At 52.3% G+C, this 24,165-nt stretch carries 24 protein-coding genes; 10 read left to right on the top strand and 14 right to left on the bottom strand.

All coding sequences use genetic code 11. The features are described 5' to 3' along the window. Positions 1–143: 143 nt before the first annotated feature. From R5268_RS06355 to R5268_RS06335, 5 genes are all read right to left on the bottom strand, one after another. Entirely contained in the window at positions 144–902 is a 759-nt protein-coding gene (locus R5268_RS06355) for a DeoR/GlpR family transcriptional regulator (RefSeq protein WP_046895030.1), read from the bottom strand. A gap of 84 nt (positions 903–986) precedes the next feature. Then, complete coding sequence (glpG, locus tag R5268_RS06350; protein WP_054423444.1) at positions 987–1,820, bottom strand: rhomboid family intramembrane serine protease GlpG; 834 nt, start codon at positions 1,818–1,820, stop codon at positions 987–989. 14 nt (positions 1,821–1,834) lie between these two features. Next, a complete protein-coding gene (glpE, locus tag R5268_RS06345) occupies positions 1,835–2,161 on the bottom strand; it encodes a thiosulfate sulfurtransferase GlpE (RefSeq protein WP_004237957.1) in 327 nt (108 codons plus the stop codon). 134 nt (positions 2,162–2,295) lie between these two features. Further along, positions 2,296–2,874, bottom strand: coding sequence for a Fe-S biogenesis protein NfuA (gene nfuA, locus R5268_RS06340; protein ID WP_004237958.1), 579 nt, complete (start codon positions 2,872–2,874; stop codon positions 2,296–2,298). Positions 2,875–2,935: 61 nt separating this feature from the next. Next, positions 2,936–3,619: a phosphoribosyltransferase family protein gene (locus R5268_RS06335; protein ID WP_317418998.1), complete on the bottom strand. Its 684-nt coding sequence runs from the start codon at positions 3,617–3,619 to the stop codon at positions 2,936–2,938. 36 nt (positions 3,620–3,655) lie between these two features. On the opposite strand from R5268_RS06335, the gene bioH reads away from it, so the two are divergent. Then, on the top strand, positions 3,656–4,429 hold the full coding sequence (gene bioH, locus R5268_RS06330) for a pimeloyl-ACP methyl ester esterase BioH (protein ID WP_317418999.1): 774 nt from the start codon (positions 3,656–3,658) through the stop codon (positions 4,427–4,429). 66 nt (positions 4,430–4,495) lie between these two features. Here bioH and R5268_RS06325 read toward each other — a convergent pair whose 3' ends face one another. From R5268_RS06325 to R5268_RS06305, 5 genes are all read right to left on the bottom strand, one after another. After that, complete coding sequence (locus tag R5268_RS06325) at positions 4,496–5,395, bottom strand: hypothetical protein (protein WP_317419000.1); 900 nt, start codon at positions 5,393–5,395, stop codon at positions 4,496–4,498. A 159-nt stretch (positions 5,396–5,554) separates the two neighbouring features. Continuing rightward, the gene (locus R5268_RS06320) at positions 5,555–5,788 is read right to left on the bottom strand and encodes a FeoC-like transcriptional regulator (protein ID WP_046895025.1); all 234 of its coding nucleotides are present in this window, start codon (positions 5,786–5,788) and stop codon (positions 5,555–5,557) included. Between the two features lie 15 nt (positions 5,789–5,803). Continuing rightward, positions 5,804–8,125 (bottom strand): Fe(2+) transporter permease subunit FeoB, encoded by a 2,322-nt coding sequence (gene feoB, locus R5268_RS06315; RefSeq protein WP_052927183.1) that lies wholly within the window; start codon positions 8,123–8,125, stop codon positions 5,804–5,806. An 85-nt stretch (positions 8,126–8,210) separates the two neighbouring features. Next, positions 8,211–8,438: a ferrous iron transporter A gene (gene feoA, locus R5268_RS06310; RefSeq protein WP_004237966.1), complete on the bottom strand. Its 228-nt coding sequence runs from the start codon at positions 8,436–8,438 to the stop codon at positions 8,211–8,213. 325 nt (positions 8,439–8,763) lie between these two features. After that, the gene (locus tag R5268_RS06305; protein WP_052927184.1) at positions 8,764–11,091 is read right to left on the bottom strand and encodes a Tex family protein; all 2,328 of its coding nucleotides are present in this window, start codon (positions 11,089–11,091) and stop codon (positions 8,764–8,766) included. Positions 11,092–11,276: 185 nt separating this feature from the next. On the opposite strand from R5268_RS06305, the gene greB reads away from it, so the two are divergent. From greB to R5268_RS06260, 9 genes are all read left to right on the top strand, one after another. Further along, complete coding sequence (gene greB, locus R5268_RS06300) at positions 11,277–11,762, top strand: transcription elongation factor GreB (protein ID WP_052927185.1); 486 nt, start codon at positions 11,277–11,279, stop codon at positions 11,760–11,762. 50 nt (positions 11,763–11,812) lie between these two features. Beyond that, positions 11,813–12,532, top strand: coding sequence for a two-component system response regulator OmpR (gene ompR, locus R5268_RS06295; RefSeq protein WP_046895021.1), 720 nt, complete (start codon positions 11,813–11,815; stop codon positions 12,530–12,532). Beyond that, complete coding sequence (envZ, locus tag R5268_RS06290; RefSeq protein WP_317419003.1) at positions 12,529–13,863, top strand: two-component system sensor histidine kinase EnvZ; 1,335 nt, start codon at positions 12,529–12,531, stop codon at positions 13,861–13,863. The genes ompR and envZ overlap by 4 nt, the downstream gene beginning before the upstream one ends. A 295-nt stretch (positions 13,864–14,158) precedes the next feature. Beyond that, positions 14,159–15,199: a phosphate ABC transporter substrate-binding protein PstS gene (pstS, locus tag R5268_RS06285; RefSeq protein ID WP_107679888.1), complete on the top strand. Its 1,041-nt coding sequence runs from the start codon at positions 14,159–14,161 to the stop codon at positions 15,197–15,199. Positions 15,200–15,283: 84 nt separating this feature from the next. Beyond that, positions 15,284–16,240 (top strand): phosphate ABC transporter permease PstC, encoded by a 957-nt coding sequence (gene pstC, locus R5268_RS06280; protein ID WP_046895018.1) that lies wholly within the window; start codon positions 15,284–15,286, stop codon positions 16,238–16,240. Position 16,241: 1 nt separating this feature from the next. After that, positions 16,242–17,129, top strand: coding sequence for a phosphate ABC transporter permease PstA (gene pstA, locus R5268_RS06275; RefSeq protein ID WP_107679889.1), 888 nt, complete (start codon positions 16,242–16,244; stop codon positions 17,127–17,129). A 31-nt stretch (positions 17,130–17,160) separates the two neighbouring features. Continuing rightward, positions 17,161–17,937, top strand: coding sequence for a phosphate ABC transporter ATP-binding protein PstB (gene pstB, locus R5268_RS06270; protein ID WP_317419004.1), 777 nt, complete (start codon positions 17,161–17,163; stop codon positions 17,935–17,937). Between the two features lie 13 nt (positions 17,938–17,950). Continuing rightward, the gene (phoU, locus tag R5268_RS06265; RefSeq protein ID WP_046895087.1) at positions 17,951–18,721 is read left to right on the top strand and encodes a phosphate signaling complex protein PhoU; all 771 of its coding nucleotides are present in this window, start codon (positions 17,951–17,953) and stop codon (positions 18,719–18,721) included. A 123-nt stretch (positions 18,722–18,844) separates the two neighbouring features. After that, positions 18,845–19,099 carry a zinc-ribbon domain-containing protein gene (locus R5268_RS06260; protein ID WP_247716710.1) on the top strand — a complete coding sequence of 85 codons (255 nt, stop codon included), beginning with the start codon at positions 18,845–18,847 and terminating at the stop codon, positions 19,097–19,099. Between the two features lie 32 nt (positions 19,100–19,131). Here the strand turns inward: R5268_RS06260 and R5268_RS06255 are convergent, their stop codons facing one another. From R5268_RS06255 to R5268_RS06240, 4 genes are all read right to left on the bottom strand, one after another. Then, a complete protein-coding gene (locus tag R5268_RS06255; protein ID WP_247719142.1) occupies positions 19,132–19,761 on the bottom strand; it encodes a molecular chaperone in 630 nt (209 codons plus the stop codon). 76 nt (positions 19,762–19,837) lie between these two features. Next, positions 19,838–20,917: a fimbrial protein gene (locus tag R5268_RS06250; protein ID WP_218454894.1), complete on the bottom strand. Its 1,080-nt coding sequence runs from the start codon at positions 20,915–20,917 to the stop codon at positions 19,838–19,840. 9 nt (positions 20,918–20,926) lie between these two features. Then, positions 20,927–23,437 (bottom strand): fimbria/pilus outer membrane usher protein, encoded by a 2,511-nt coding sequence (locus tag R5268_RS06245; RefSeq protein ID WP_317419005.1) that lies wholly within the window; start codon positions 23,435–23,437, stop codon positions 20,927–20,929. Positions 23,438–23,451: 14 nt separating this feature from the next. Next, positions 23,452–24,144: a molecular chaperone gene (locus tag R5268_RS06240; RefSeq protein WP_317419006.1), complete on the bottom strand. Its 693-nt coding sequence runs from the start codon at positions 24,142–24,144 to the stop codon at positions 23,452–23,454. Positions 24,145–24,165: the final 21 nt, after the last annotated feature.

Genomic DNA, 24,165 nt, shown 5'->3' with positions numbered 1-24,165 from the left:
CCAACATTCATGACATAAAAAAACGTTCTCCGTGACACGGATAACAATTTGTTAGCATATCCATACAAAAAGTAATGAATTAAGGCGGGGGAGAAAAGAGGGTGAAATACCGCGCCACCGGGCGGTGACGCGGGCGGAGAAAATCAGCAGACTTCGAGCTGTACCTGTTGCTCACCGAGAATTTTGATGATGCTTTCCGGCGGGCGTTTGTCGGTAAACAGGCAATCAATCAGCCCCATATTTCCGAGGTTAACCATAGCGTTACGGCCGAATTTGGAATGGTCGGTAACGAGCATCACACAGCGGGAGTTTTCAATAATCGCCCGTTTGGTGCGGACTTCGTGATAATCAAATTCCAGCAGGGAGCCGTCAGTATCAATACCGCTGATCCCGAGGATACCGAAATCCAGACGGAACTGAGAGATAAAATCGAGTGTGGCTTCGCCGACAATTCCGCCGTCGCGGGAACGGACTTCACCACCGGCCAGGATCAGACGGAAATCGTCTTTCGCCATCAGCAGGGTGGCGACATTCAGGTTATTGGTGACGATACGCAGATTTTTGTGTTCCAGCAGTTCATGCGCAACGGCTTCCGGCGTGGTGCCGATATCAATAAACAGTGTGGCGCCATCCGGGATCAGTGCCGCGACGCGGCGCGCAATCCGGCGTTTTTCATCCGACCACATGCTTTTCCGTTCATGATACGCGGCATTTACCGAACTGGACGGCTGTGCCGCCCCGCCGTGGTGACGGTGAATTTTATTCTGTTCCGCCAGCTCATTGAGATCACGGCGGATGGTCTGCGGGCTGACCTTAAAGTATTCGACCAGCTCTTCTGTGCTGACATAGCCCTGTTTACTGACTAACTCAACGATAGCATCGTGACGCTGTGTTTGTTTCACAAAATCCCCCGGTCAGATCAATACCACCTCATAGTCAGGATCGTGCTGTGACAGGCGGTGGTGGTGTCATATTGTCATTATTATTCAGGCCGCCCGGCGGCGGTTATCCCATACAGCCATCAGCAGGCCGGTCGCCAGACCGGACGCATGCGCCATATTTGCAATCGGTATTGTACCAAATAAATCAAAGTAACCGATAACCAGCCATAATACGGAGAACATCATCATGGCGGCGGGCAGATAAATACCGGCCGACGGATTGCGTGCGCCGGTGTACCAGACATAACCGATCAGCGCGAAGACCACGCCGGATAAGCCGCCGAAAGATGAACCGCTGAAAAAGGATTGTGCCCAGCAACTGACCAGGGCAGAGATTAGGGTGATCACCAGCAGCCGTCCGCTGCCGAGCTGTTTTTCCACCTGGCTGCCGAGATACCACCACAGCGCCAGGTTCATCAGAAGATGCGTCAGACCAAAATGCAGGAAAACCGGGCTTACCCATCGCCACAGTTCACCCTGCTGGTCAGGCTGCGGCCATGCCAGATAGTCCATCACCGCGTCAGTACCGCTTATCTGCATCCACAGAAAGACCAGTGCGCACAGCACCGTGACGGCGATAGTCAGCGGCCCGGCCGGCGTCACCAGATTGCTGAAGACGCGGGAAGCCGGATAGCGGAACGGGGAATCGGTTTCTCCGGATTCCCAGCTGGCCGCGAGATAGCGTTTGTTCATCGGATCACGCATAAAGGTGTCCAGCTCAGACTGTGTCTGCGCCAGCTTGCTTTCGTCTTCGAGCCACAATTCCGCACCGCGCCCTTCGCGGGTGGCACGCATGGTAAGCTCAATATCCCGCGAGGCCATATAATCAATAAATGACTGGGCAATGCGCGGGTTGGCGATGGTGATCAGATAAACCATATAGCTGTCCGTTGTTAAGCGAGTGACCTGACTGTGTCCGGGTAGTTGCGCAACCAGGCCTCAAAGCCGCCGTTGATGCTGTATACCGTTTCATAGCCGACATTAAGCAGATACTGAGCCGCGCCCTGACTGCTGTGCCCATGGTAACACATGACCATAACCGGCTGCTCATAATCTGTCTGATCCATGAAGGTGTTTACAGTGTCGTTTGTCAGGTGAAATGCGCCGTCAGTGTGACCGGCACGGAAGCTTTGCGGATCACGGATATCAACCAGGACAGCGCCGTTCTGCTGCCAGAGTTCATACGCCGTATCGGGTGTGATTAAGCGGATTTGTTCCATAATGATTTTTCGTATGCAGGTGAATATCAGCGGTGACAGAGCACCGCCGGAAACCCGCCCGGCAGTTCACCGGACGGTGTATATCAAGGCCGTGCGATATCCGGCCGGTACAGCACTATCAGTAAACAGCACTATCAGTAATAAGAGTGTTCGCCGCGCTGATGTTCAGTAAGGTCTTTAACGCCTTTCAGTTCACCGGCAAACATATTCAGTAACTCTTTTTCGATCCCTTCCTTCAGAGTGACATCGACCATTGAGCAGCCGTTACAGCCGCCGCCGAACTGGAGGATGGCATAGCCTTCATCCGTGATTTCCATCAGGGAAACACGGCCGCCGTGTCCGGCCAGCTGCGGGTTGATCTGAGATTGCAGGACATATTCGACACGCTCGATCAGCGGAGCGTCATCAGCCACTTTACGCATTTTGGCGTTCGGGGCTTTTAAGGTGAGCTGAGAGCCGAGCTGATCGGTCACGAAGTCGATCACGGCTTCGTCAAGGAACGGCGCGCTCAGTTCATCAACATAGGCGGTCAGCTGCTCAAACGGCAGCGCGGTATCGGTCGCTTCCACAGCGTCAGGCGGACAATAAGAGACTCCGCATTCCGCATTGGGAGTGCCCGGGTTAATAACAAAAACACGGATTTGTGTGCCGGGTTCCTGGTTGGCAAGCAGTTTGGAAAAATGTGCCTGCGCAGCGTCAGTAATAGTAATCATAACATTGCCCAAAAATAGTTGACTGTTCCGGTTGGTTATAATACGCCCATTTGCGGGTTCACTACAAGGTGCGGCAAAGGCACCACACCCGGACTGCCGCCGCACCCGCACGAATGAGCAATTCAGACAGCGCTGTCATGGTCGCCCCTGTTGTGATGACATCATCGGTCAGCGCAATATGCAGTCCGCGGACATCCCGGGTTAAGGCAAAAGCAGAAGACAGGTTTGTCAGGCGCTGCGTGCGGGACAGCATCCGCTGGCTCAGTGTAGCACGGGTACGGATAAGGCCGGAACTGTCATAAGGACAGCGCAGCCATTTTGCCAGCGGGCGGGTGATAAGTTCGCTCTGATTAAACCCGCGCCGCCATTGCCGGTAACGGTAAAGCGGCACACTGAGCAGCAAATCCGGCTTCGGATATTCTCCCGCGCGGTAAGATGCCAGAACCCGGAGCAGCTGCAGTCGTGCCAGCGCACGTGCTGTATGGGTCTGCCCGCTGTATTTGAGACGGTGAACCAGGGCGGCCAGCGGCGGCTGATAGCCGGTCACCGCCAGCAGGCTCTGCCACGGCGGCGGAGTCTGCAAACAACGGCCGCACTCCGGCTCCGGGGTTACCAGCGGCAGGCCGCATCTCCGGCAGACCGGTGGCATCTCCGGGAGTCCGCACATGCAGAATCCGCAGATACCGTGTACGGCAATTGCCAGCGGCTGATTGCACAGCAGGCAGTAATTCTCAATAATAACCATCCGTCTTCCCTCCGGATAAATAAGGAAACAATAACGATGGCTACGCTTTTTTGGCAGCAGAGCGGACAAGGTTCACGCGATCTTGTGCTGTTACACGGCTGGGGACTGAACAGCGAAGTGTGGAACAGCATTGAAATGCGGCTCGCACCGCATTTTCGTATTCACAAGGTTGACTTACCGGGTTACGGGCGCAGTCAGGAATTTGGTGAGATGTCACTGACGGAGATGTCGGATACCGTATTCGCACAGATGCCGGAAAATGCGGTACTGGCAGGCTGGTCGCTGGGCGGGCTGGTGGCTGCTGATATTGCGCTGCGTTATCCGCAGGCGGTGAGTCATCTGGTGACAATCTGTTCGTCGCCCTGTTTTAGTGCGCAGGAAGAAGAGGGCTGGCCGGGGATCAAACCGACAGTACTGAGCGGTTTTCAGCATCAGCTGGCAACAGATTTTCAGCGCACCGTGGAGCGTTTTCTGGCATTGCAGACACTGGGAACCGCAAGTGCCCGTCAGGATGCCCGCACACTGAAATCCGTCGTGCTGGAACAGCCGATGCCGGATGCGGCAGTACTGAACGCCGGACTGGAAATTCTGAGAACCGCCGATCTGCGCGGCGGACTGCCGTCCCTGACGATGCCGTTCCTGCGGATCTACGGCTATCTGGACGGGCTGGTGCCGCGTAAAGTGGCATCACTGCTGGATGAACAACTGCCGTCATCATCCTCCGTGATTATGCGCAACAGTGCACATGCGCCTTTTATTTCACATCCGGATGAGTTTTGTGAGGTACTGACGGGGTTTGCAGGCCGGTAATCAGAAAAAAGCCGGTCAGTTTAATCACCAACCGGCTTTTGCCGAATTCTGATTCAGATGAAGGACTCAGCTGCGGCCTTCTGCTTTACGCTGCGCCAGGCGTGCTTTAAGTGATGCGGCACTGAAGACTTTGCCCTCAGAAGAGCCTGATGTTTTAACGGCGACTCCCGGTGTTGTATTGGCGGTTTGATTCATGCTGTATCTTCCTTTGGCAGCCTGATTGTTTTTTGCACTATAACGCGGGGCAGAATTATCGTCAAAAATTTTTGACTCAAATTCTAATTCTTTTGCATATTGTTTTTCTTCATCAATTATCATGGTTATCAGTTCAGTTAATGCGTTTTTATTTTCAAATCTCTCAGCGATCTTTTTTATTATACTATCATGGTAATTATTAATTTCTGATGGTTTTATCCAGTTAAGTTGGTTATCAATAATACCATCGTCATACCATATTATTTTTGCAATATTTCCGCCGGAGCATTTGTCTGTCTTAAACGCATATTTCATACTTCGCATAAGAAGATGCAGCCCGTGTTTTATAAACTGATAGTGATTGCCTGACTCATTAATCACCCGGATACCGGTAATAAATGATTGTATAGCGCGGGCAGAGCCTGAGCCTGCACCGTAAAAAATGTGGCCGTTTTCTTCACTGACAGATGCATTCTGCGAGTAAACAACCCGCCCGTCAGTACGGTCTACCTCTATGATTTCACATTCATCGTTATCGATTTCAGATATTTCGGCCATTCGTTCCGCGTATTCTTCATCCACACCGGGGGCGGATGTCAGATATGAGGCCAGCGTTGCTAATATCGGATTAATATCACCGGAAAAAAACAGGATGCTGTCATTAAAGACATAGAATTTTTTAAAGGGAGGTTGGGCTGGCCGATCAAATTGATCTGTCCAGCGCTCATCCGCTGCGGAAAAAACAGTTTCTTTTGATATTATTGTTGTCATCTTTATTTTTATTGGCTGTGAGCAGAGAACAATAATATTTTATATTCTGATAAAAATTGATGCTATTTATTTCGGATGTCTTAATAATATGGAATGTCAGTGCTTATTTTTAATAAAAAACGAATCATTTAATTAAAAATGATTCGTTTTAAATTTTTATTATGAACGGATCTGATACACCTTTGTATCGCAGCCCTGACTTTCCGGGCACTGTTTGCAACTGCTGCTCAGGCAGCTGCTGACATCCACGGCCTCAATTTTTCCCATGGCTGCCAGCTTTTCCATCATGGCCTGCACCAGGGTTTCCGGGGTATTCAGCTGGTGGCTGAGGAGCCGGGCATCTGCCCGGCCGTTCAGAGCAATGGCGTCACGTACTGCGATCAGGCTGATCATGTCCGTGTCCTTTTATCAGTGGCACTCGTTACCGGAGCATCCACCGCAGCGGCTGTGTGCATCACGGCGGAAGCCGCTGAGATTCACCCGGCTGCGTGTGCGGCGCAACAGCGCAAACAGAATCAGGTTGAAAATCACCACCACAGCGATAATCACAGAACTGCTGCCCGGATGCGCACTGAATGTGGCTGCCTGATAGAACAGTGCGGCCAGTGAGTAAGCCACGTTCAGACCCCACAGGATAGAGAACGTCATCCAGCCGCGGCTGGTTTCACGGGCGATAGCCCCCATCACCGACACACACGGTACATACAGCAGTACAAAGATCAGATAGCTGTATGCGGCGACACCAGAACCGAATTTCGCGGCCATGGTACCCATGGTGCCGCCATCCATTTCACCGTCGCCTTTACTGGCTTCGATCGGGTTGGATAAGGCTGCGAACGTGAACGTATCTGCCAGTGAATCCAGGGTTTCATTGACGGCATCACCCAGCTCACCCCATAAATCGAAAGCTTCCGGATCAAACGGTTCGTTGGTGATACTCTCGGCGGTGTAGAGGGTGTTCAGTGTCCCGACCACCACTTCTTTCGCCATCGCACCGGTGATCAGACCGACAGTCGCCTGCCAGTTATCATTGGTTACACCAATCGGGCTGAGCAGCGGCGTGACCACTTTACTGACCGAAGCCAGTGCGGAATCATTGATGCTGTCAGCCGGTTTGCCGGAGAAACTGAAGCTGTTCAGTGCACCGATCACCATACTGGCGACAATAATCACTTTACCCGCACGTACCACAAAGCCTTTCAGGCGCTGCCAGGTCTGCATAAACAGGGTTTTCATATGCGGTACATGGTACACCGGCAGTTCCATCACGAACGGTGAGGCTTCCCCGCGCATGATAGTGTGCTTGAGCAGCAGACCGGTGAGGATAGCCACCACAATCCCGAGGATATACAGGGAGAATACAATGCTTGCGCCGCTTTTGCCGAAGAACGCCGCGGCGAAAACCGCAAAGATTGCCAGCCGTGCCCCGCAGGACATAAACGGTGCCATCAGGACGGTGATCAGCCGCTCACGCGGCGCATCCAGGGTTCTGGCACCCATAATGGACGGTACGTTACAGCCGAAACCGACAATCAGCGGCACAAAGGATTTACCCGGCAGTCCGAGTGCCTGCATCAGTCTGTCCATCACAAATGCAGCGCGGGCCATATAGCCGGAATCTTCCAGGAAGGAGAGGAACAGGTACATCATCCCGATTTGCGGTACCAGCGGCAGCACGGTGTTGATACCGCCGCCGACCCCCTGGGCGAGGAAGATGGTCAGCCAGTCCGGGAAGCCGAGGGTGATCCCCAGCCATTGTGTCCCGTTAATGAAAATGGCTTCCGAACCGCCTTCAAACAACGGCTGCAATGCCCCGCCGATATTGATGGCAAGCACGAACATCAGATACATCACAAACAGGAATACCGGCACGCCCAGCCAGCGGTTGAGGACAATTCTGTCCATCGAGGCGGTCAGTTTGTTCGGCTCGGAATGGCTGTTATCAATGGTTTTTTCGCAGATATCCGCAATCGTCTGGTAGCGGGCATCCGCAATCACCAGTTCCGGCTCTTCCTGCTGCTGTGCCTGCATCGCATCACGGACGGACTGTACATGCTCCGGTGTGAAACCGGCGCGGGCCTGGCTGTAGATATCCCCTTCCAGACTTTGCAGTGCCAGCCAGCGGCGCTGTGTGGCACTGAATTCCTCTGCGGGAATAGATTGTGCGAGGCTGTTCATGCTGTCGAGCAGTGCCGCCGGATAGTTCACCAGCACGTCATGCGGTGCCATTGAGTGTTTATCGATCGCCGCTTTCAGCTCACAGATACCGGACGCGCGGGTGGAGACCAGCGGGATGACCGGGCAGCCGAGGCGTTCTGACAGGGCTTTGATATCAATATTGATATTCGCTTTATCAGCGATATCCAGCATATTGAGGGCAATAATGCAGGGAACACCCAGTTCCAGCAGTTGCAGTGTCAGATAAAGGTTACGCTCGAGGTTGGATGCATCGACGACGTTAATCAGCATGTCCGCTTCACCGCTGAGGATAAAGTGACAGGCAATTTGTTCGTCTAAGGACGTTTGCTCGGAGATGGTGGTCAGTGAGTAGGTACCGGGCAAATCCACCAGCTCAATCTTGTGTTCCGGTGTGGTGAAATAACCGATTTTCCGTTCCACGGTCACACCGGCCCAGTTGCCGACGCGTTGTTTGGAACCGGTTAACTGGTTGAACAGCGTGGTCTTCCCTGAATTGGGATTACCGATGAGTCCCAGGGTGAGTGCTTTCATAGTGTCATATGCCAATCAATAAATACAAACCCCTCCTGCCGGTGGCAGAAGGAAAGAAGTGAGTCAGCGCGGGATGTGCGGCGGGTTATGCCTGCACGTCATCAAGCATCAGCAGCGCCAGGTCTTTTTTTCTGAGCATCAGGTTGACGTGCCGGGTTTCGATTTGGATCGGATCGCCCAGCGGTGCGCTGCGGATCACCCGGAAAACGGAGCCGGGCAGCATGCCCAGAGACAATAATTTCTGACGGTATGCCGGGCTGATTTGCCCGGAAAAGCCCAGAATTTTATAACTGTGTTGTGGCTGAAGTGTCATAAAGGCTCCGGTTAACCATGCAAAAAGGAATGATATTGCAAATGATTATCGCACGAACAGTCCGGCAGAAAAATATCCTTACAAATTTAATTGATACTGTAAATGCAAATCATAACCAACAATGTTTTACCTATTTAGCCCGAAAAGTAACCAGTGAAGTTTGATGTATATCAAGATATCCGGCGTATAAAACAATTGAGAGCAGATATTTCACGTATTGATTTACGTTAGTAACAATTTTTACCACTGATTAACGCAATACACGACTAACGGGAGGGGAAAGTACGGGCAGCAGGCGCTGCCGCGTACAGGATACAGAGGGGAGTTACTTACGCTTACCGAAAGCGGCGGCGAGGGCATCACCCATCGCGCTGTTGCCGGCAGAGGTGTCACTATTACCGTTACGGGCAGGGCGGCTGTTCTGACGTTTTTCCGCCCGTGGCTTATCACTGCCGCCGCCGCGGCGGGCTGCCGTTTCCGGCTCCTCATCCATCCGCATGGTCAGCGCGATACGCTTACGGGCGATATCCACATCCAGCACTTTGACGCTGACAATATCCCCGGCTTTCACCACAGTATGCGGATCTTCCACATAGCGGTTTGCCAGCGAGGAGATATGCACCAGTCCGTCCTGATGAACACCGATATCCACAAAAGCACCGAAATTGGTCACGTTGGTGACCGCACCTTCCAGTACCATACCCGGACGCAGATCATTCATGGTTTCAATGCCATCGGCAAAGGTCGCGGTTTTAAACTCCGGACGCGGGTCACGGCCGGGTTTTTGCAGCTCTTTGAGGATGTCGGAAACCGTCGGCACACCGAATTGTTCAGTAACAAAGTCCTGTGCTTTCAGGTTACGCAGCACATCACTGTTACCCATCAGGTCGCTGAGGGTTTTCTCTGTGGCCTGAAGGATTTTTTCCACTACCGGATAGGCTTCCGGGTGAACAGTGGAGGCATCCAGCGCATTTTTTCCGCCCGCGATACGCAGGAATCCGGCACACTGTTCAAAAGCTTTCGGGCCGAGACGTGCGACTTTCAGCAGTTGTTTACGGTCAGCAAAACGGCCGTTTTCATCACGCCAGTCAACAATATTCTGTGCAATGACTTTGCTCAGTCCGGCAACGCGGGTCAGCAGGGCGACAGAGGCGGTGTTGAGGTCAACGCCGACGGCGTTTACGCAGTCTTCCACCACCGCATCCAGCTTGCGGGCGAGTTGTGTCTGGCTGACATCATGCTGATACTGGCCGACTCCGATGGATTTCGGGTCGATTTTTACCAGCTCAGCCAGCGGGTCCTGTAACCGGCGGGCGATGGAAACCGCGCCGCGCAGTGAGACATCCAGATCCGGAAACTCTGCCGCTGCCAGTTCTGACGCGGAGTAAACTGAGGCTCCGGCTTCGCTGACGATCACTTTCTGGGCTTTGATATCCGGGAACTGTTTCTGCACATCCGCAAAGAAACGCTCGGTTTCGCGGGAGGCGGTACCGTTACCGATAGCCACCAGTTCTACATGGTATTTCAGGCAGAGTGCCGCGACTGACGCCGCTGCTTTGGCGGTCTGTCCGGTGTGCGGATAAATGGTGTCAGTGGCCAGCACTTTACCGGTGGCATCCACCACCGCGACTTTCACCCCGGTACGCAGACCCGGATCCAGTCCCATCGTCGCGCGCATACCGGCCGGTGCCGCCATCAGCAAATCACTGAGGTTGCGGGCGAAGACATTAATGGCCTCATCTTCTGCTTTTTCGCGCAGCGCGGCCATCAGTTCGGTTTCGAGGTGCAGCAGCACTTTCACCCGCCATGTCCAGCTCACCACCGCTTTGCGCCAGCTGTCTGCCGGGGCATTGTTAAAGCGGACACCGAGGTAATCGCGGATGAGTTCTTCGCAATAGCTCTCTTTCGGCGGCTCCTCACACTGCGGATCAGCATTGAGGGAGAGTTGCAGAATTCCCTCATTACGGCCGCGGAACATCGCCAGGGCGCGGTGTGACGGGACATTGGCAATCGGTTCATGGTGATCAAAATAATCACTGAATTTAGCGCCTTCCGCTTCTTTGCCGCTGATCACAACGGAAACCAGGTGCGCATTACGCCACAGGTAATCACGGACTTTTCCCAGCAGACCGGCATCTTCCGCGAAACGCTCCATCAGAATGTAGCGTGCACCGTCAAGGGCGGCTTTGGTGTCTGCCACGCCTTTTTCGCTGTCAATATAGGTGGCGGCGAGGGTTTCCGGAGTCTGTGACGGATCCTGCCACAGCGTGTCTGCCAGCGGTTCCAGACCGGCTTCCGCCGCAATCTGTCCGCGTGTGCGGCGCTTGGGTTTGTAAGGCAGGTAGAGGTCTTCCAGCTCTGTTTTGCTGAGAGTACCGTTAATCGCCCCCGCCAGTTCAGGAGTCAGTTTGCCCTGTTCCTCAATGGATTTGAGGATGGTCTGACGGCGGTCGTTCAGTTCGCGCAGGTAGCTGAGACGGGTTTCCAGCTGACGCAGCTGAGTATCATCCAGGCCGCCGGTGACTTCTTTCCGGTAGCGGGCGATAAAAGGGACAGTATTTCCCTCATCCAGCAGGGTAATTGCGGCGGTGACCTGGCGGGTTTGCGCCTTCAGTTCACCGGCAATAATCTGGCTCAGAGATTCATTCATCATGATATTCTTTCCGGCTGCGATAAATTGACGTAAAAAAATTTCAGGGGACAGTTATACGTGTTCAAAACGGGAATTACCAGCCGATATAAAGTAATATAAATGAATTATGCATGGCTGTTATCTTTCAGAAAATGCATTTAGTATTACAATTTATTTAAATAATTTATTTTTTGTTTAGGTAACATATGGCAAAAAGTAACCTGATTACCCGTGAAGGATGGGATGCGCTGGATCAGGAGTTAAAATATCTCTGGAAAACAGAACGCCCGCAAGTCACTCAGGCAGTGTCAGAAGCCGCTGCGCAGGGTGATCGCTCGGAAAATGCCGAGTATATATACGGAAAGAAACGTCTGCGTGAAATTGACAGACGCGTGAGGTTTCTTTCAAAACGTCTGGATAATTTAAAAATAGTTGAGCCGGACCCCCGCCAGGAAGGAAAAGTATTTTTCGGGGCGTGGGTGGAGCTGGAAAATGATGATGAAGAAATTCAGACTTTTCGCATCGTCGGACCTGATGAATTTTCACCGGCAAAGAAATGGATTTCAGTTGATTCCCCTGTGGCCCGGGCATTAATCGGAAAACAGGCGGAAGATGAAGTAACGGTAATAACACCTAACGGTGAAGTGAATTATGTCATTTTGTCTATCCGCTATCAGCCGATTGCTGAATAGGCACAATTAATCTGAAGAGTTGCATGAAAAAATGAACCCGGGAGTCAAACATGCAGGAAAGTTATAAGATCCTTGTCGTTGATGATGACATGCGTCTGCGTGCGCTGCTTGAGCGCTATCTGAGTGAGCAGGGTTTCCAGGTCCGTACCGCCGCAAACGCGGAACAAATGGATCGTCTGCTGACGCGCGAATCAATTCATCTTATTGTCCTGGATCTGATGTTACCGGGCGAAGACGGGCTGTCTATCTGCCGCCGTCTGAGAAGCCAGAATAACCCGATTCCGATCATTATGGTGACGGCGAAAGGGGAAGAAGTGGATCGTATCGTCGGGCTGGAAATCGGTGCGGATGATTATATTCCGAAACCGTTTAACCCGCGTGAACTGCTGGCACGTATCCGTGCGGTGCTGCGCCGTCAGGCGAATGAACTGCCGGGTGCGCCGTCCCAGGATGACGCGGTGATTCAGTTCGGTAAGTTCCGGCTGAACCTCGGCACCCGCGAGATGTTCCACGAAGATGAAAACATGCCGCTGACCAGCGGTGAGTTTGCCGTACTGAAAGTGCTGGTGTCACACCCGCGTGAACCGCTGTCCCGCGATAAGCTGATGAGCCTGGCGCGCGGCCGTGAATACAGTGCGATGGAACGTTCAATCGATGTGCAGATTTCCCGTCTGCGCCGCATGATTGAGGAAGATCCGACACACCCGCGTTATATCCAGACCGTCTGGGGACTGGGTTACGTCTTCGTTCCGGACGGCAATAAAGCATGAAGCGGCTGCGGTTCTCGCCGAGAAGTACCTTTTCGCGCTCGTTATTTCTGGTCATCTTCCTGTTGTTTGCAACTATAACAACAAGTTATCTGGCCGTAGTGAACTTTATTGTCATGCCCAGTCTGCAACAGTTTAACCGGGTTCTGGCTTATGAAGTGCGCACACTGATGAGCGAAGAAATGGTGCTGAAGGACGGAACCGCAGTACGTGTTTCGCCGGCACTGCGTAAGAAAATTTATGAAGAGCTGGGCATTACCTTTTTTACCGAAGAAACAGCTGATGAGGGCGGATTGCGCTGGGCGCGTCATTTTGAATCCCTCAGTAAACAGATGAGTCATTATCTGGATGGCTATGCGGATGTCCGGCTGGAAGTCAGCCGTGATTATCCCGTGCTGTGGCTGAACTCCTATATTGCGCCGGATGTCTGGGTGAGAGTGCCGCTGACCGAAATTGGTCAGGATCAGTTCTCGCCGGTCTTCCGTTATATTTTTGCCTTTCTGCTGATTGTCTTTGCCGGGGTCTGGTTATTTATCCGTTATCAGAACCGCCCGCTGACCGAGCTGGAATCCGCTGCGCGGCAAATCGGAACCGGGGGGCCACTGGTCCCCGTACGGGAAGCCGGCGCTGCGGAAGTGCGCTCGGTGATCCGTTCGTTTAACCAGATGTCCCGCGATATCAAAACACTGGAGCAGGATCGTACTGTCCTGATGGCCGGTGTCAGTCATGACCTGCGCACGCCGCTGACGCGCATCCGTCTGGCAACGGAAATGATGAGCCCGGAGGATGACTATCTGGCGGAATCCATTAACAATGATATCGAAGAGTGTGACGGTATCATTGAGCAGTTTATGGCGTATCTGCGTACCGGCCGTGAAATGGAGATGATGCATCTGGAACTGACATCCATTCTTAATGAAGTGACTGAAGCGCACATCCACTCGGATGTCACACTTCAGAATGATGTTATTCAGGCGCCGGTTTATCTCACCGGTAACCCGATTGCGATTAAACGCGCGCTGGGCAACATGCTGGTCAATGCCACCCGCTATGGTAACGGCTGGATACGTGTCAGCAGTGGCCTGGATGGGCATTTTGCCTGGTTTCAGGTGGAAGATGACGGCAACGGTATTGATGAGGCGGATATCCCGCACCTGTTCCAGCCGTTTGTGCAGGGTGAGAAAGCGCGCAGCAATAAAGGCACCGGATTGGGGCTGGCGATTCTGCGCCGTATTGTGGATGCGCATGACGGTAAAGTTGAGGTCGGCCGCAGTCAGCGCGGCGGATTCCGTATCCGCGTGATGCTGCCGCTGCCGGATGACAGAGACGATTAATTATTGTGACAGCGGCATGTCATCGTCATGTGGCTGTCATAAATCCCTGCGGTAAGCGATTATCCCGGGGGTTTTGTTTTTAATCTCAATAAAATCAGTTTGTTGGTTGTGTCTCCTGCTTTTGTTCTTTCGCATCATTTTTCCGCTTTTGTGTTCCCGCGCACCTGCAGTGTCATAAAACTGTCATATAACCTACATATTATTGTCACCAGATTGTCCTATTTTCCCTCATGTTCCGACATTAACCAGATACAACGTTTATCGTCATTATCTATAAATCCCGTCAGGAGGGATCATGAAACCGATGCGTACCGCAGTAGCCACTGTTATGGCAGCGACACTTTCTCTCTCTGCATTTTCTGCATTTGCCGCGACCAGTCTGACCGGGGCGGGTGCAACATTCCCTGCGCCGGTGTATGCGCAGTGGGCTGATACTTACCAGAAAGAAACCGGTAACAAAGTCAACTATCAGGGGATTGGCTCCTCCGGCGGCGTGAAGCAGATTGTCGCCAACACTGTTGATTTCGGGGCGTCAGATGCGCCGCTGTCCGAAGATAAACTGGCCGCTGATAACTTATTCCAGTTCCCGACCGTAATCGGCGGTGTGGTACTGGCCGTCAACCTGCCGGGTCTGAAGTCCGGTGAACTGGTGCTCGACGGTAAAACCCTGGGTGATATCTACCTGGGTAACATCAAAAAATGGAATGACCCGGCAATTACCAAACTGAACCCGTCAGTGAAACTGCCGGATCAGGATATCGCGGTTGTCCGTCGTGCGGATGGTTCCGGTACCTCGTTCGTCTTCACCAGCTACCTGTCCAAAGTCAGCCCTGACTGGAAAGAGAAAGTCGGCGCAGGCTCTACCGTTAACTGGCCGGTCGGCCTGGGCGGTAAAGGTAACGACGGTATCGCAGCGTTCGTTCAGCGTCTGCCGGGCTCTATCGGTTACGTGGAATACGCCTACGCCAAACAGAACAAACTGGCTTACACCAAGCTGATTTCTGCGGACGGTGATGCGGTTTCCCCGACCGGTGAAAGCTTCAGTAACGCAGCGCGTAAAGCCGAGTGGACAAAAAGCTTCGCTCAGGATCTGACTAACCAGCCGGGGCCGAATGCGTGGCCGATTACCTCCACGACCTTTATCCTGGTTCACACCAATCAGAAAGATGCCGCCAAAGGGCAGGAAGTTCTGAAATTCTTTGACTGGGCATACAAGAACGGCGGTGAGCAGGCAGAAAAACTGGATTATGCAGTACTGCCGCAGGAAGTGATTGAACAAGTCCGTGCATCATGGAAAACCAGTGTCAAAGACAGCAGCGGTAAGCCGCTGTACTGATGCGGCAGATGATGAAGTGATTTTGAATTACCAGTAATTGATCCCCCCGTACCGGGGGGATCTGTGTTAAAGACGGAAGCGACTATGGCCGAACTGAACACGGCAATGAAACCACCCGGCAAACGCGGCGACCAATTTTTCAGTGCCCTGGTAAAACTGGCGGCGCTGATTACGCTGTTGTTGCTGGGCGGAATTATTATTTCACTGATTATTGCGTCCTGGCCGAGTATTGAAAAATTCGGCTTAGGTTTCTTATGGAATAAAGAGTGGAACCCGCCGGCGGAAGAATACGGGGCACTGGTACCGATTTACGGCACCATCGTGACCTCGGTTATCGCACTGCTGATTGCCGTCCCGGTGAGTTTCGGGATCGCGCTGTTCCTGACAGAACTGGCACCTAACTGGCTGCGCCGCCCGCTGGGTATCGCAATCGAACTGTTAGCGGCTATTCCGAGTATCGTTTACGGCATGTGGGGACTGTTTGTCTTTGCCCCGTTATTTGCCACCTATTTCCAGCAGCCGGTCGGCGAGGTGATGTCGAGCATCCCGATTGTCGGCGAGCTGTTCTCCGGTCCGGCATTCGGTATCGGTATTCTGGCGGCGGGTGTTATCCTCGCCATTATGATCATCCCTTATATTGCCTCGGTCATGCGTGATGTGTTCGAGCAGACGCCGGTGATGATGAAAGAATCGGCTTACGGCATCGGCTGTACCACCTGGGAGGTGATCTGGCGGATTGTACTGCCGTACACCAAAAACGGGGTGATCGGCGGCGTGATGCTGGGTCTGGGGCGCGCCCTGGGGGAGACCATGGCGGTGACCTTTATCATCGGTAACACCTATCAGCTGGACAGCTTCTCGTTGTATATGCCGGGCAACAGTATTACCTCGGCACTGGCGAACGAATTCGCGGAAGCGGAATCCGGGCTGCATACCGCAGCACTGATGGAGCTTGGGCTGATTCTGTTTGTCATCACTTTTATCGTCCTTGCTATCTCCAAATTTATGGTGATGCGTCTGAATAAGAAAGAGGGGCGCTGAGATGGCTGAAATGAATATTCAACAACCGAAAGTGGATATCAGCGCACGGCAGAAACGTCAGTACTGGCGCCGCCAGAAAAACCGCATTGCCCTGTTCTTATCCATGTCCACGATGGCATTCGGGCTGTTCTGGTTAATCTGGATACTGTTCTCGACAGTCACCAAAGGGATGGACGGCATGTCGCTGGCGCTGTTCACCGAAATGACACCACCGCCGAATACGGAAGGCGGCGGGCTGGCGAACGCCATTGTCGGTTCCGGCCTGCTGATCTTATGGGCTACGGTTATCGGGACACCGCTGGGCATTCTCGCCGGGGTTTATCTGGCGGAATACGGCCGTAAATCCTGGCTGGCGGAAGTGACCCGTTTTATTAATGATATTTTATTATCCGCACCGTCGATTGTGGTCGGGCTGTTTGTTTACACCATTGTGGTGATGCAAATGCAGCACTTCTCCGGCTGGGCGGGGGTGATTGCCCTGGCACTGTTACAGATCCCGATTGTTATCCGTACCACGGAAAACATGCTGCGTCTGGTACCGGACAGCCTGCGTGAAGCGGCGTATGCCCTCGGCACACCGAAATGGAAAATGATTTCAGCGATTACCCTGAAAGCCTCGGTTTCCGGGATTATCACCGGGGTACTGCTGGCGATTGCCCGTATTGCCGGGGAAACGGCTCCGCTGCTCTTTACCTCCCTCTCCAACCAGTTCTGGAGTACGGATCTGATGCAGCCGATTGCCAACCTGCCGGTCACCATCTTCAAGTTTGCCATGAGTCCGTTCGCGGAGTGGCAGAGTCTGGCCTGGGCGGGTGTCCTGCTGATCACACTGTGTGTGCTGTTAATTAATATCGTGGCGCGTGTGCTGTTTGCGAAGAAAAAGCACTGATTAAATGACTGCGGATGAATGAGAGAGAGTCATGAGTAAAATTCAAAACGTAACTGAAAGCAAAATTCAGGTCCGTGATCTGAACTTCTATTACGGCCAGTTCCACGCGCTGAAAAACATTTCGCTGGATATTGCCAAAAATAAAGTCACGGCCTTTATCGGCCCGTCCGGTTGCGGGAAATCGACCCTGCTGCGCACCTTCAATAAAATGTACGCGCTGTATAATGAACAGCGTGCGGAAGGTGAAATCCTGCTGGATGGCACCAATATTCTGACAGATACCCAGGATATCGCGTTATTACGCGCCAAAGTGGGGATGGTGTTCCAGAAACCGACACCGTTCCCGATGTCTATTTATGACAATATTGCTTTCGGTGTCCGTCTGTTTCAAAAACTGCCGCGTGCCGAAATGGATGAGCGGGTACAGTGGGCGCTGACCAAAGCGGCGCTGTGGAATGAAACCAAAGACAAGCTGCATCAGAGCGGTTACAGCCTCTCCGGCGGTCAGCAGCAGCGTTTGTGTATTGCGCGCGGTATTGCTATCCGCCCTGAGGTTCTGCTGCTTGATGAACCGTGCTCGGCGCTGGACCCCATCTCCACCGGGCGTATTGAAGAACTTATTAGCGAGCTGAAATCAGAATATACCGTGGTGATCGTCACCCATAACATGCAGCAGGCGGCGCGCTGTTCTGACCACACTGCGTTTATGTATCTGGGCGAACTGATTGAATTCAGTGATACTGATACCCTGTTTACCACCCCGGGTAAGAAACAAACCGAAGATTACATCACCGGTCGTTATGGCTGATGCGGAGACAATCATGGAAAATCTGAATCACAATAAACATATTTCCGGGCAGTTTAATGCTGAATTAGAGCATATCCGCACAGAAATGATGACGATGGGCGGGCTGGTGGAAGAGCAGCTCAGCAAAGCGATCACCGCCATGCATAACCAGGATGAAGACCTGGCGCGTGAGGTTATCGCCGGTGACAAGCAGGTCAATATCATGGAAGTGATGATTGATGAGGCCTGCGTCCGTATTATTGCCAAGCGTCAGCCGACGGCGAGTGATCTGCGCCTGATTATGGCAATTTCAAAGACAATCGCCGAACTTGAGCGCATTGGTGATGTGGCGGATAAAATTGCCAAAACTGCACTGGAAAAATTCTCACAACAGCATCAGCCGCTGCTGGTCAGCCTTGAATCCCTTGGTCGTCATGCGATTCAGATGCTGCATGATGTGCTGGATGCTTTTGCGCGTATGGATATTCAGGAAGCTATCCGTATCTACCGCGAAGACCAGAAAGTCGATCAGGAATATGAGGGGATCGTCCGTCAGCTGATGACTTATATGATGGAAGATCCGCGCACTATCCCGAGTGTCCTGACCGCACTGTTCTGCGCCCGCTCTATCGAACGTATCGGTGACCGTTGCCAGAATATCTGTGAGTTTATCTTCTACTATGTGAAGGGACAGGATTTCCGTCATGTAAAAGGGGATGATGTGGAACGCATCCTGCTCGGTGAGCATGTGATTGAAGTTTCCGCACACAGTAACAGCGGCGAAAAAGGGGATGACCCGGCGTAACAGGGGGGGTTCTCCGGCTCTATTGTCTGTTTTTGTAAAAGTACCCGTTTTGATTTGACCCTGGAGTTAACTCCGGGGTTTATACTTTTTAAAACAGACAAAACAGTGTTTCCGGAGGTGTATATGATGAGTTTATTCAACCGGTTTTTTAATAGCGGCTCCGGTTCCGGTCACGGAAACCGCGGCGGCGGTAGTGGTCATGGCAGCAAACACGGTAATACCGGTTACAACAAGCATGGCCGTGACAATAATGGTTACCCGGAGCAGATCAGCAGGGAAGCACCGCAGGATATCAGCGGATATTGTCAGAAGTGCGGCACCGGCTATCCGCCGGACAGCCGTTTCTGCGGCCGGTGCGGTAATACACTCAATCCGTAAGGCAAATGCCGGTCATCACCTGACCGGCATTTTCAATTCAGCGTTTTCTCTGTCCGCACACTGTGCCCCTTATCATCAATACTGATCAATGTGACAGACCCGCCCGCAGATAAATGCCCAGCATATGCCACCCGGCTCTCTGAGTAAGGGGCAAGCATCACGGTGCTGATATGTGACGGCGTATTGCCTCCGCCGGAAACGAGTGCGGATAATGTGAAATAGTAAGGTGACGGGTTGTTCAGAATCAGTGTTTCGCCTGACAGAGAAACAGAAATTTGTTCAGGGACGTCATCCGGCGGCAGCGGCAGGTCATCCGGCCGGTAAAACAGCTTTATCCGCGTCCGCAGGGCAAATTGCAGAGTATTACCGGTGGCGGCGGTTTTCGCCGGAATATCCACCACATTGAGATAAAAAACAGATTCCCGGTCATGGGGCAGGCTGTTCTCCGTAATCCGGATTTTCAGCTGCTGCCCGCCGCCTCCGGCGATCCGCGTCACCGGCGGCACAACCATAAACGGCGCACCGGTCGTTTCCGGTGAGGAATTGATATCCCCCTCATCTGCCCAGCTCTGTACCAGTGATGGTATTTCTCCGCTGTTGGTCAGCTGGATCACGGTATTATCCTGATTTCCCGGAAAAATAACCCGGGTTGTATTGATCATCACTCCCGCATATCCCGCCGGAATGCACATAAGCATGATAATAAAAACAGCTGCCCGCATAGTGTCCTCCGGTGGTTCAGTTGTAGGAAAAAACCAGGGTCGCGGAACTGCTTATTTTTCCCTGTGTCACCGTACCCGGACTGTAGGGATAGTAATACGCACCGAGATCGACAGAGAAAGCCGGTGAAACCGCACTGCCTTTGGCGGCAGTGAAAATGCCGGTGGCGCTGCCCTGAGCATTGGCACTGTCAGAAAATTGTACCGGGCTGCTGAGGTTATTGGCTTTCACCACCCGGAAGCCGACACCGCCCGCACCGCCGGAAACGGTATTGGTCAGCACGCTTTTATCGGCCGGCAGCAAATTGGATGAGGACAGGAAAACGGTAATATCCCGTGATGCGGTGTTGCCCGGGAGGAGACTGCCACAGGTAAAATTCAGGCGGAACGGGGTATATCCGGCTTTATCCGTGGTTTTAACGGCATTGATGCTCATCAGCGGCAGATTGACGGTCAGCCCGGCGTTAGTAAAGGTGCAGGTGGTCACCGGCGGGTTGTAGGTAATCTGCACCGGCTGCAAAAACATATCATTCGGGTCAGCCGGCCATTGCAGTGTCAGTAAAAACTGCACAATCTTACTGACAAGCGCGGCCAGCCAGCCGACCAGCCCCAGTGTGGTGGCATCAGAGGCAAAAATGACGGGTGTAATCGTCACTGTATCACCCGGGACTTTAGTGTAGTTACCGGTTGGTGTAGTGACGAGATCAAAACGCAGTGTGAAACCGGTATTGAGTTCTGTCCCGTTGTGAGTACCTGCCGCCAGGCCGGAAACACTCTTTTTTGTCTGAGCCGTCAGGGTGATATTGACGAGTTGTGCACCGTTATTAAATCCGATTGTCGCTGTCCGGCCATTAAAAGGGGAGTCGATTCCGATGGTATTCGGAAACAGCACCACTGCTGTCGTACAGGTAAACTGGCCGCTGAAGTTGGTCTGAGATACTTTCGATACCGGTGTGGTGGCGCCTGTCAGATCAGTGGAAATATCCAGTATTACGGCCGGTGCTGTCTGGGTGGATGTTACCGAACAGGTGGCATAAGCCGCCCTGCTGCTTATCACGGTCAGGAATAAAAGTAATACAGCGGCGGAGGTTTTCATCATTGTTTCCTTTTACCGGCAGATATTGTGGTTTTTATCCGGTGTCACCACCGGATTGCGGATAACACACTGCTGTTTCCCGTCCGCTGTCAGTTTTATGAGCAGCGAGGACGGCAACTGCCCGCTTTTCAGATAGAGCAACCCGGACTGCCCGACATACCCCAGCGGCTGATGCTGTTCATCGGTAACTTCTGTGCCGAACGGCAGTATGCCGCCGTTTTCCCGTGCCGCCCGCAGAATGAAGGTCTGACGGGGATCGGTTTCCATGCGGATATAACTGACCGCACCTTTATACGGGCTGATCTGGCCGATATTACCGGTCACTTCGGCACCGGAACTTTTTTCTGTGTCTGACAGCGTGTATGAATTAGTGCGGTAAGGGACGGATTGTGTCATCAGCACCACACCATCACTGTTTGTCAGTGACGCTTTATCTGAATTCACCATCCGGTTACCGGCCTGCGGGGCATCAATAATGGTATAGGTATTGCCGGTGTCACCGGACATGGCGATATGGCCCGGGATCGCGACGATAGTGCCTTTCGCCCCGGCTCCCGCCTGACGGTAATCACTGCCCTCACTGAATGAGCCGGACAACGTGCTGTACGGGTTGCGGTAATTGATGTTAGCGCCCGCCATGTTATTGCCGCCGTTCTGATTTGAACCGGTCAGCGTGTAGTTGACCAGGTCATCTTTACCGGCAGTACCGCTCAGGCTGACTGTTGTTTGCTGATAGCGGGAATCGGTGGCGTAAATACCACTGCTGAGTGATGCACTTTTGCCGAAAACAGAAACCGGCACGCTGACATTCAGGTAAAACCGGGTTTCATTTTTATCATCGAAATTACGTGTCCGTGATGCGGACACGGTATAACTGATATCGTTATAACTGTTTGAATATCCGAGCTGATATTCGCGGTTGCTGCCGCCGGAATTCCAGTAATCCCGGTGGGTACCGGAGATATAAATCACCCCCCGGTTTTCCCCCAGATACTGATTTAAATTCACGGTGAACGTATTTTTAGCCCGTGCACCGCGCATGGCATCCAGTGTCATCAGATCCGGTATCTGCCGCGGCGTGTTATCGGTGAGGTTTTCCTGCTCATTACGGTAAGCATCCCAGGCACGGTAATTATCCTGCTGATAGACAGCATCCGTGAAACTGTAAAAATCCCCGGTGGAGTAGCGGTATGTCGCCAGCGTCAGGTTTGTGGAGGTGGTACTGACAAACTTACTGTATGCGATACGGTAGCTCTGGCCGCTTTTGCGGCCGGTTTTAAAGTCCGCATTTGCCTGAGTGACATCCACGGAAAGCGCGCCGAACGGCAGGTTCCAGGCACTGCCCGCCAGAACGGAACGGTAATCTTTTCCGGCAATCCCGCCGGTGTAGAGCGTTACGGTATTATTCAGCCCGTAACGAAATTCTCCCTGAATAAACTCCGGGCGGTAATGTGTATTATCCAGCCGCGCCTGACCGGCGGTCAGACTGTAATTATAAATCCCCTCTTTCAGCATATCGGGCACCGCGGAGAAGGGGACGGTAAATGATTCTTTCCGGCCGTCTGCTTCCTGAATTACGACAGAAAAATCACCGCTGCCGCCGGTCGGCTGAATATCACGGAACATAAACTCACCCGGCGGCACATTTTCCTGAAAAATAAGATTACCGTTCTGGTAAATACTGACAAGAGCGTTAGTCCGGGCAATCCCCCGGATGATCGGCGCGAATCCCTGGCCGGACGGTGGCAGCATATTCATATCCGTAGCCAGTGATACCCCTCTGAATTTAAAGCTGCCGAACAGAGAAGGTGGTGTATAAAAATCCCCCAGTGTCAGCGCAGATAAAATACGGCTGAGCGGACGATAAAGGTAACGGCTGTTATTTTTCCAGCCCTTATGTCCGCCGGAATAAGCGGAGTAAACGGATTCATCACGAAATTGCCAGACACCGAGATTCAGCCCGGTATTTACCGTGGCAAAAAAGCTGTCGTTGCTTTGTTTGTTATTCTTTTTTTGTCTGGCGTTATAGTAATTGGCGTTATAGCCGAGAATAAAGGCGGGTTGTCCGTGATCCCATAATTCCGGATCGATATAACCGGCATCGGCTGTTTTTACCCCGATTTGCGGAACGGACAGATCTAACCGTAATGTACTTTTATTCAGGTGGTAAGTCAGTCCGGATGTCAGAGTATCTGCCGGAACCGGCTGTTTCTCTGCGGATAATTTTTTTGCATCATCAGAAAGGTTCAGTCCGAGCTTATTAATATCTTCCGGCTGAAAATTCAGGGCATTATTGTGCTCTCCCACCTCAACCGTGAACTGGCCTTTCCAGGTGTTATTGACATAAACATCCATCAGCTGCTCGCCGGACGGCAGTGTATTTTCCTGATATAAACGTGAAATATCCCCTTTGGCGGACTCTCCGGCCAGCAGAGTGGTATCGAATTCCTCCGTAACGCCTTCGCGGGGATAACTCCATAATCCGGCAATAATGAGAATCGGCAGGCAGTGTTGTGTTTTCACGTTATTATCGTCCGTCAGAAAGTAATATTCTTCGGCTTATACACACCGTAATCATCCACATAGGTTACTGAGGCATTACGGGCCGGGAGTTTATTTTTCAGAGGCAATTGTTTTTCAGAAAAGGGCGGGATCATTTCGGATGCCGCCAGCCATGTGCGGCTGCTGTCATTGGCATTGACTGCCGCAATAGTAAAATGGTACGGAGAATTATTGGTGACAGATAAATGATCACCTTTAAGCTGCCACTGAATATTATCAATGACGGTTTCCGGGTTTGCGGTCAGCCCGGCAGGGCGGTAAAACAGCTTTATCCGTGACCGCAGGGCCACCTGTAACACACTTTTTCCTTTGGCATTGGCGGGTGTGGCCGGAATATCCAGCACACTGAGATAAAAGACACTTTCCCGGTCATCCGGCAGTTTTTCATTATTTTTCTTTATTTTAAGCTGCTGTCCCTGCATTCCGTCTATTTTGACAATCGGCGGATAAACATAAAACGGGGAATTGCTGTTTTCCGGTGTTGCATTAATATCACCGTCATCAGTCCAGCTCTGGGCTAATGATGATATCTGACTGTTGTTATTCAGCTGAACAGTAATGCTGTCATTTTCTTCATGGTAAATAAGCCGCGTGCCGTTAATCACGATATTTGCAGCGGCATTACCGGACAAAATAATCATTATCAGAAAAAAGAATCGGCGTTTCATTATATTCACCCGTAAACAGTC

The sequence above is a fragment of the Morganella sp. BCCO 40_0007 genome (assembly GCF_032989665.1).
GTDB classification, from domain to species: Bacteria; Pseudomonadota; Gammaproteobacteria; order Enterobacterales; family Enterobacteriaceae; genus Morganella; species Morganella sibonii.
This window is presented reverse-complemented; position numbering and strand designations above follow the sequence as displayed.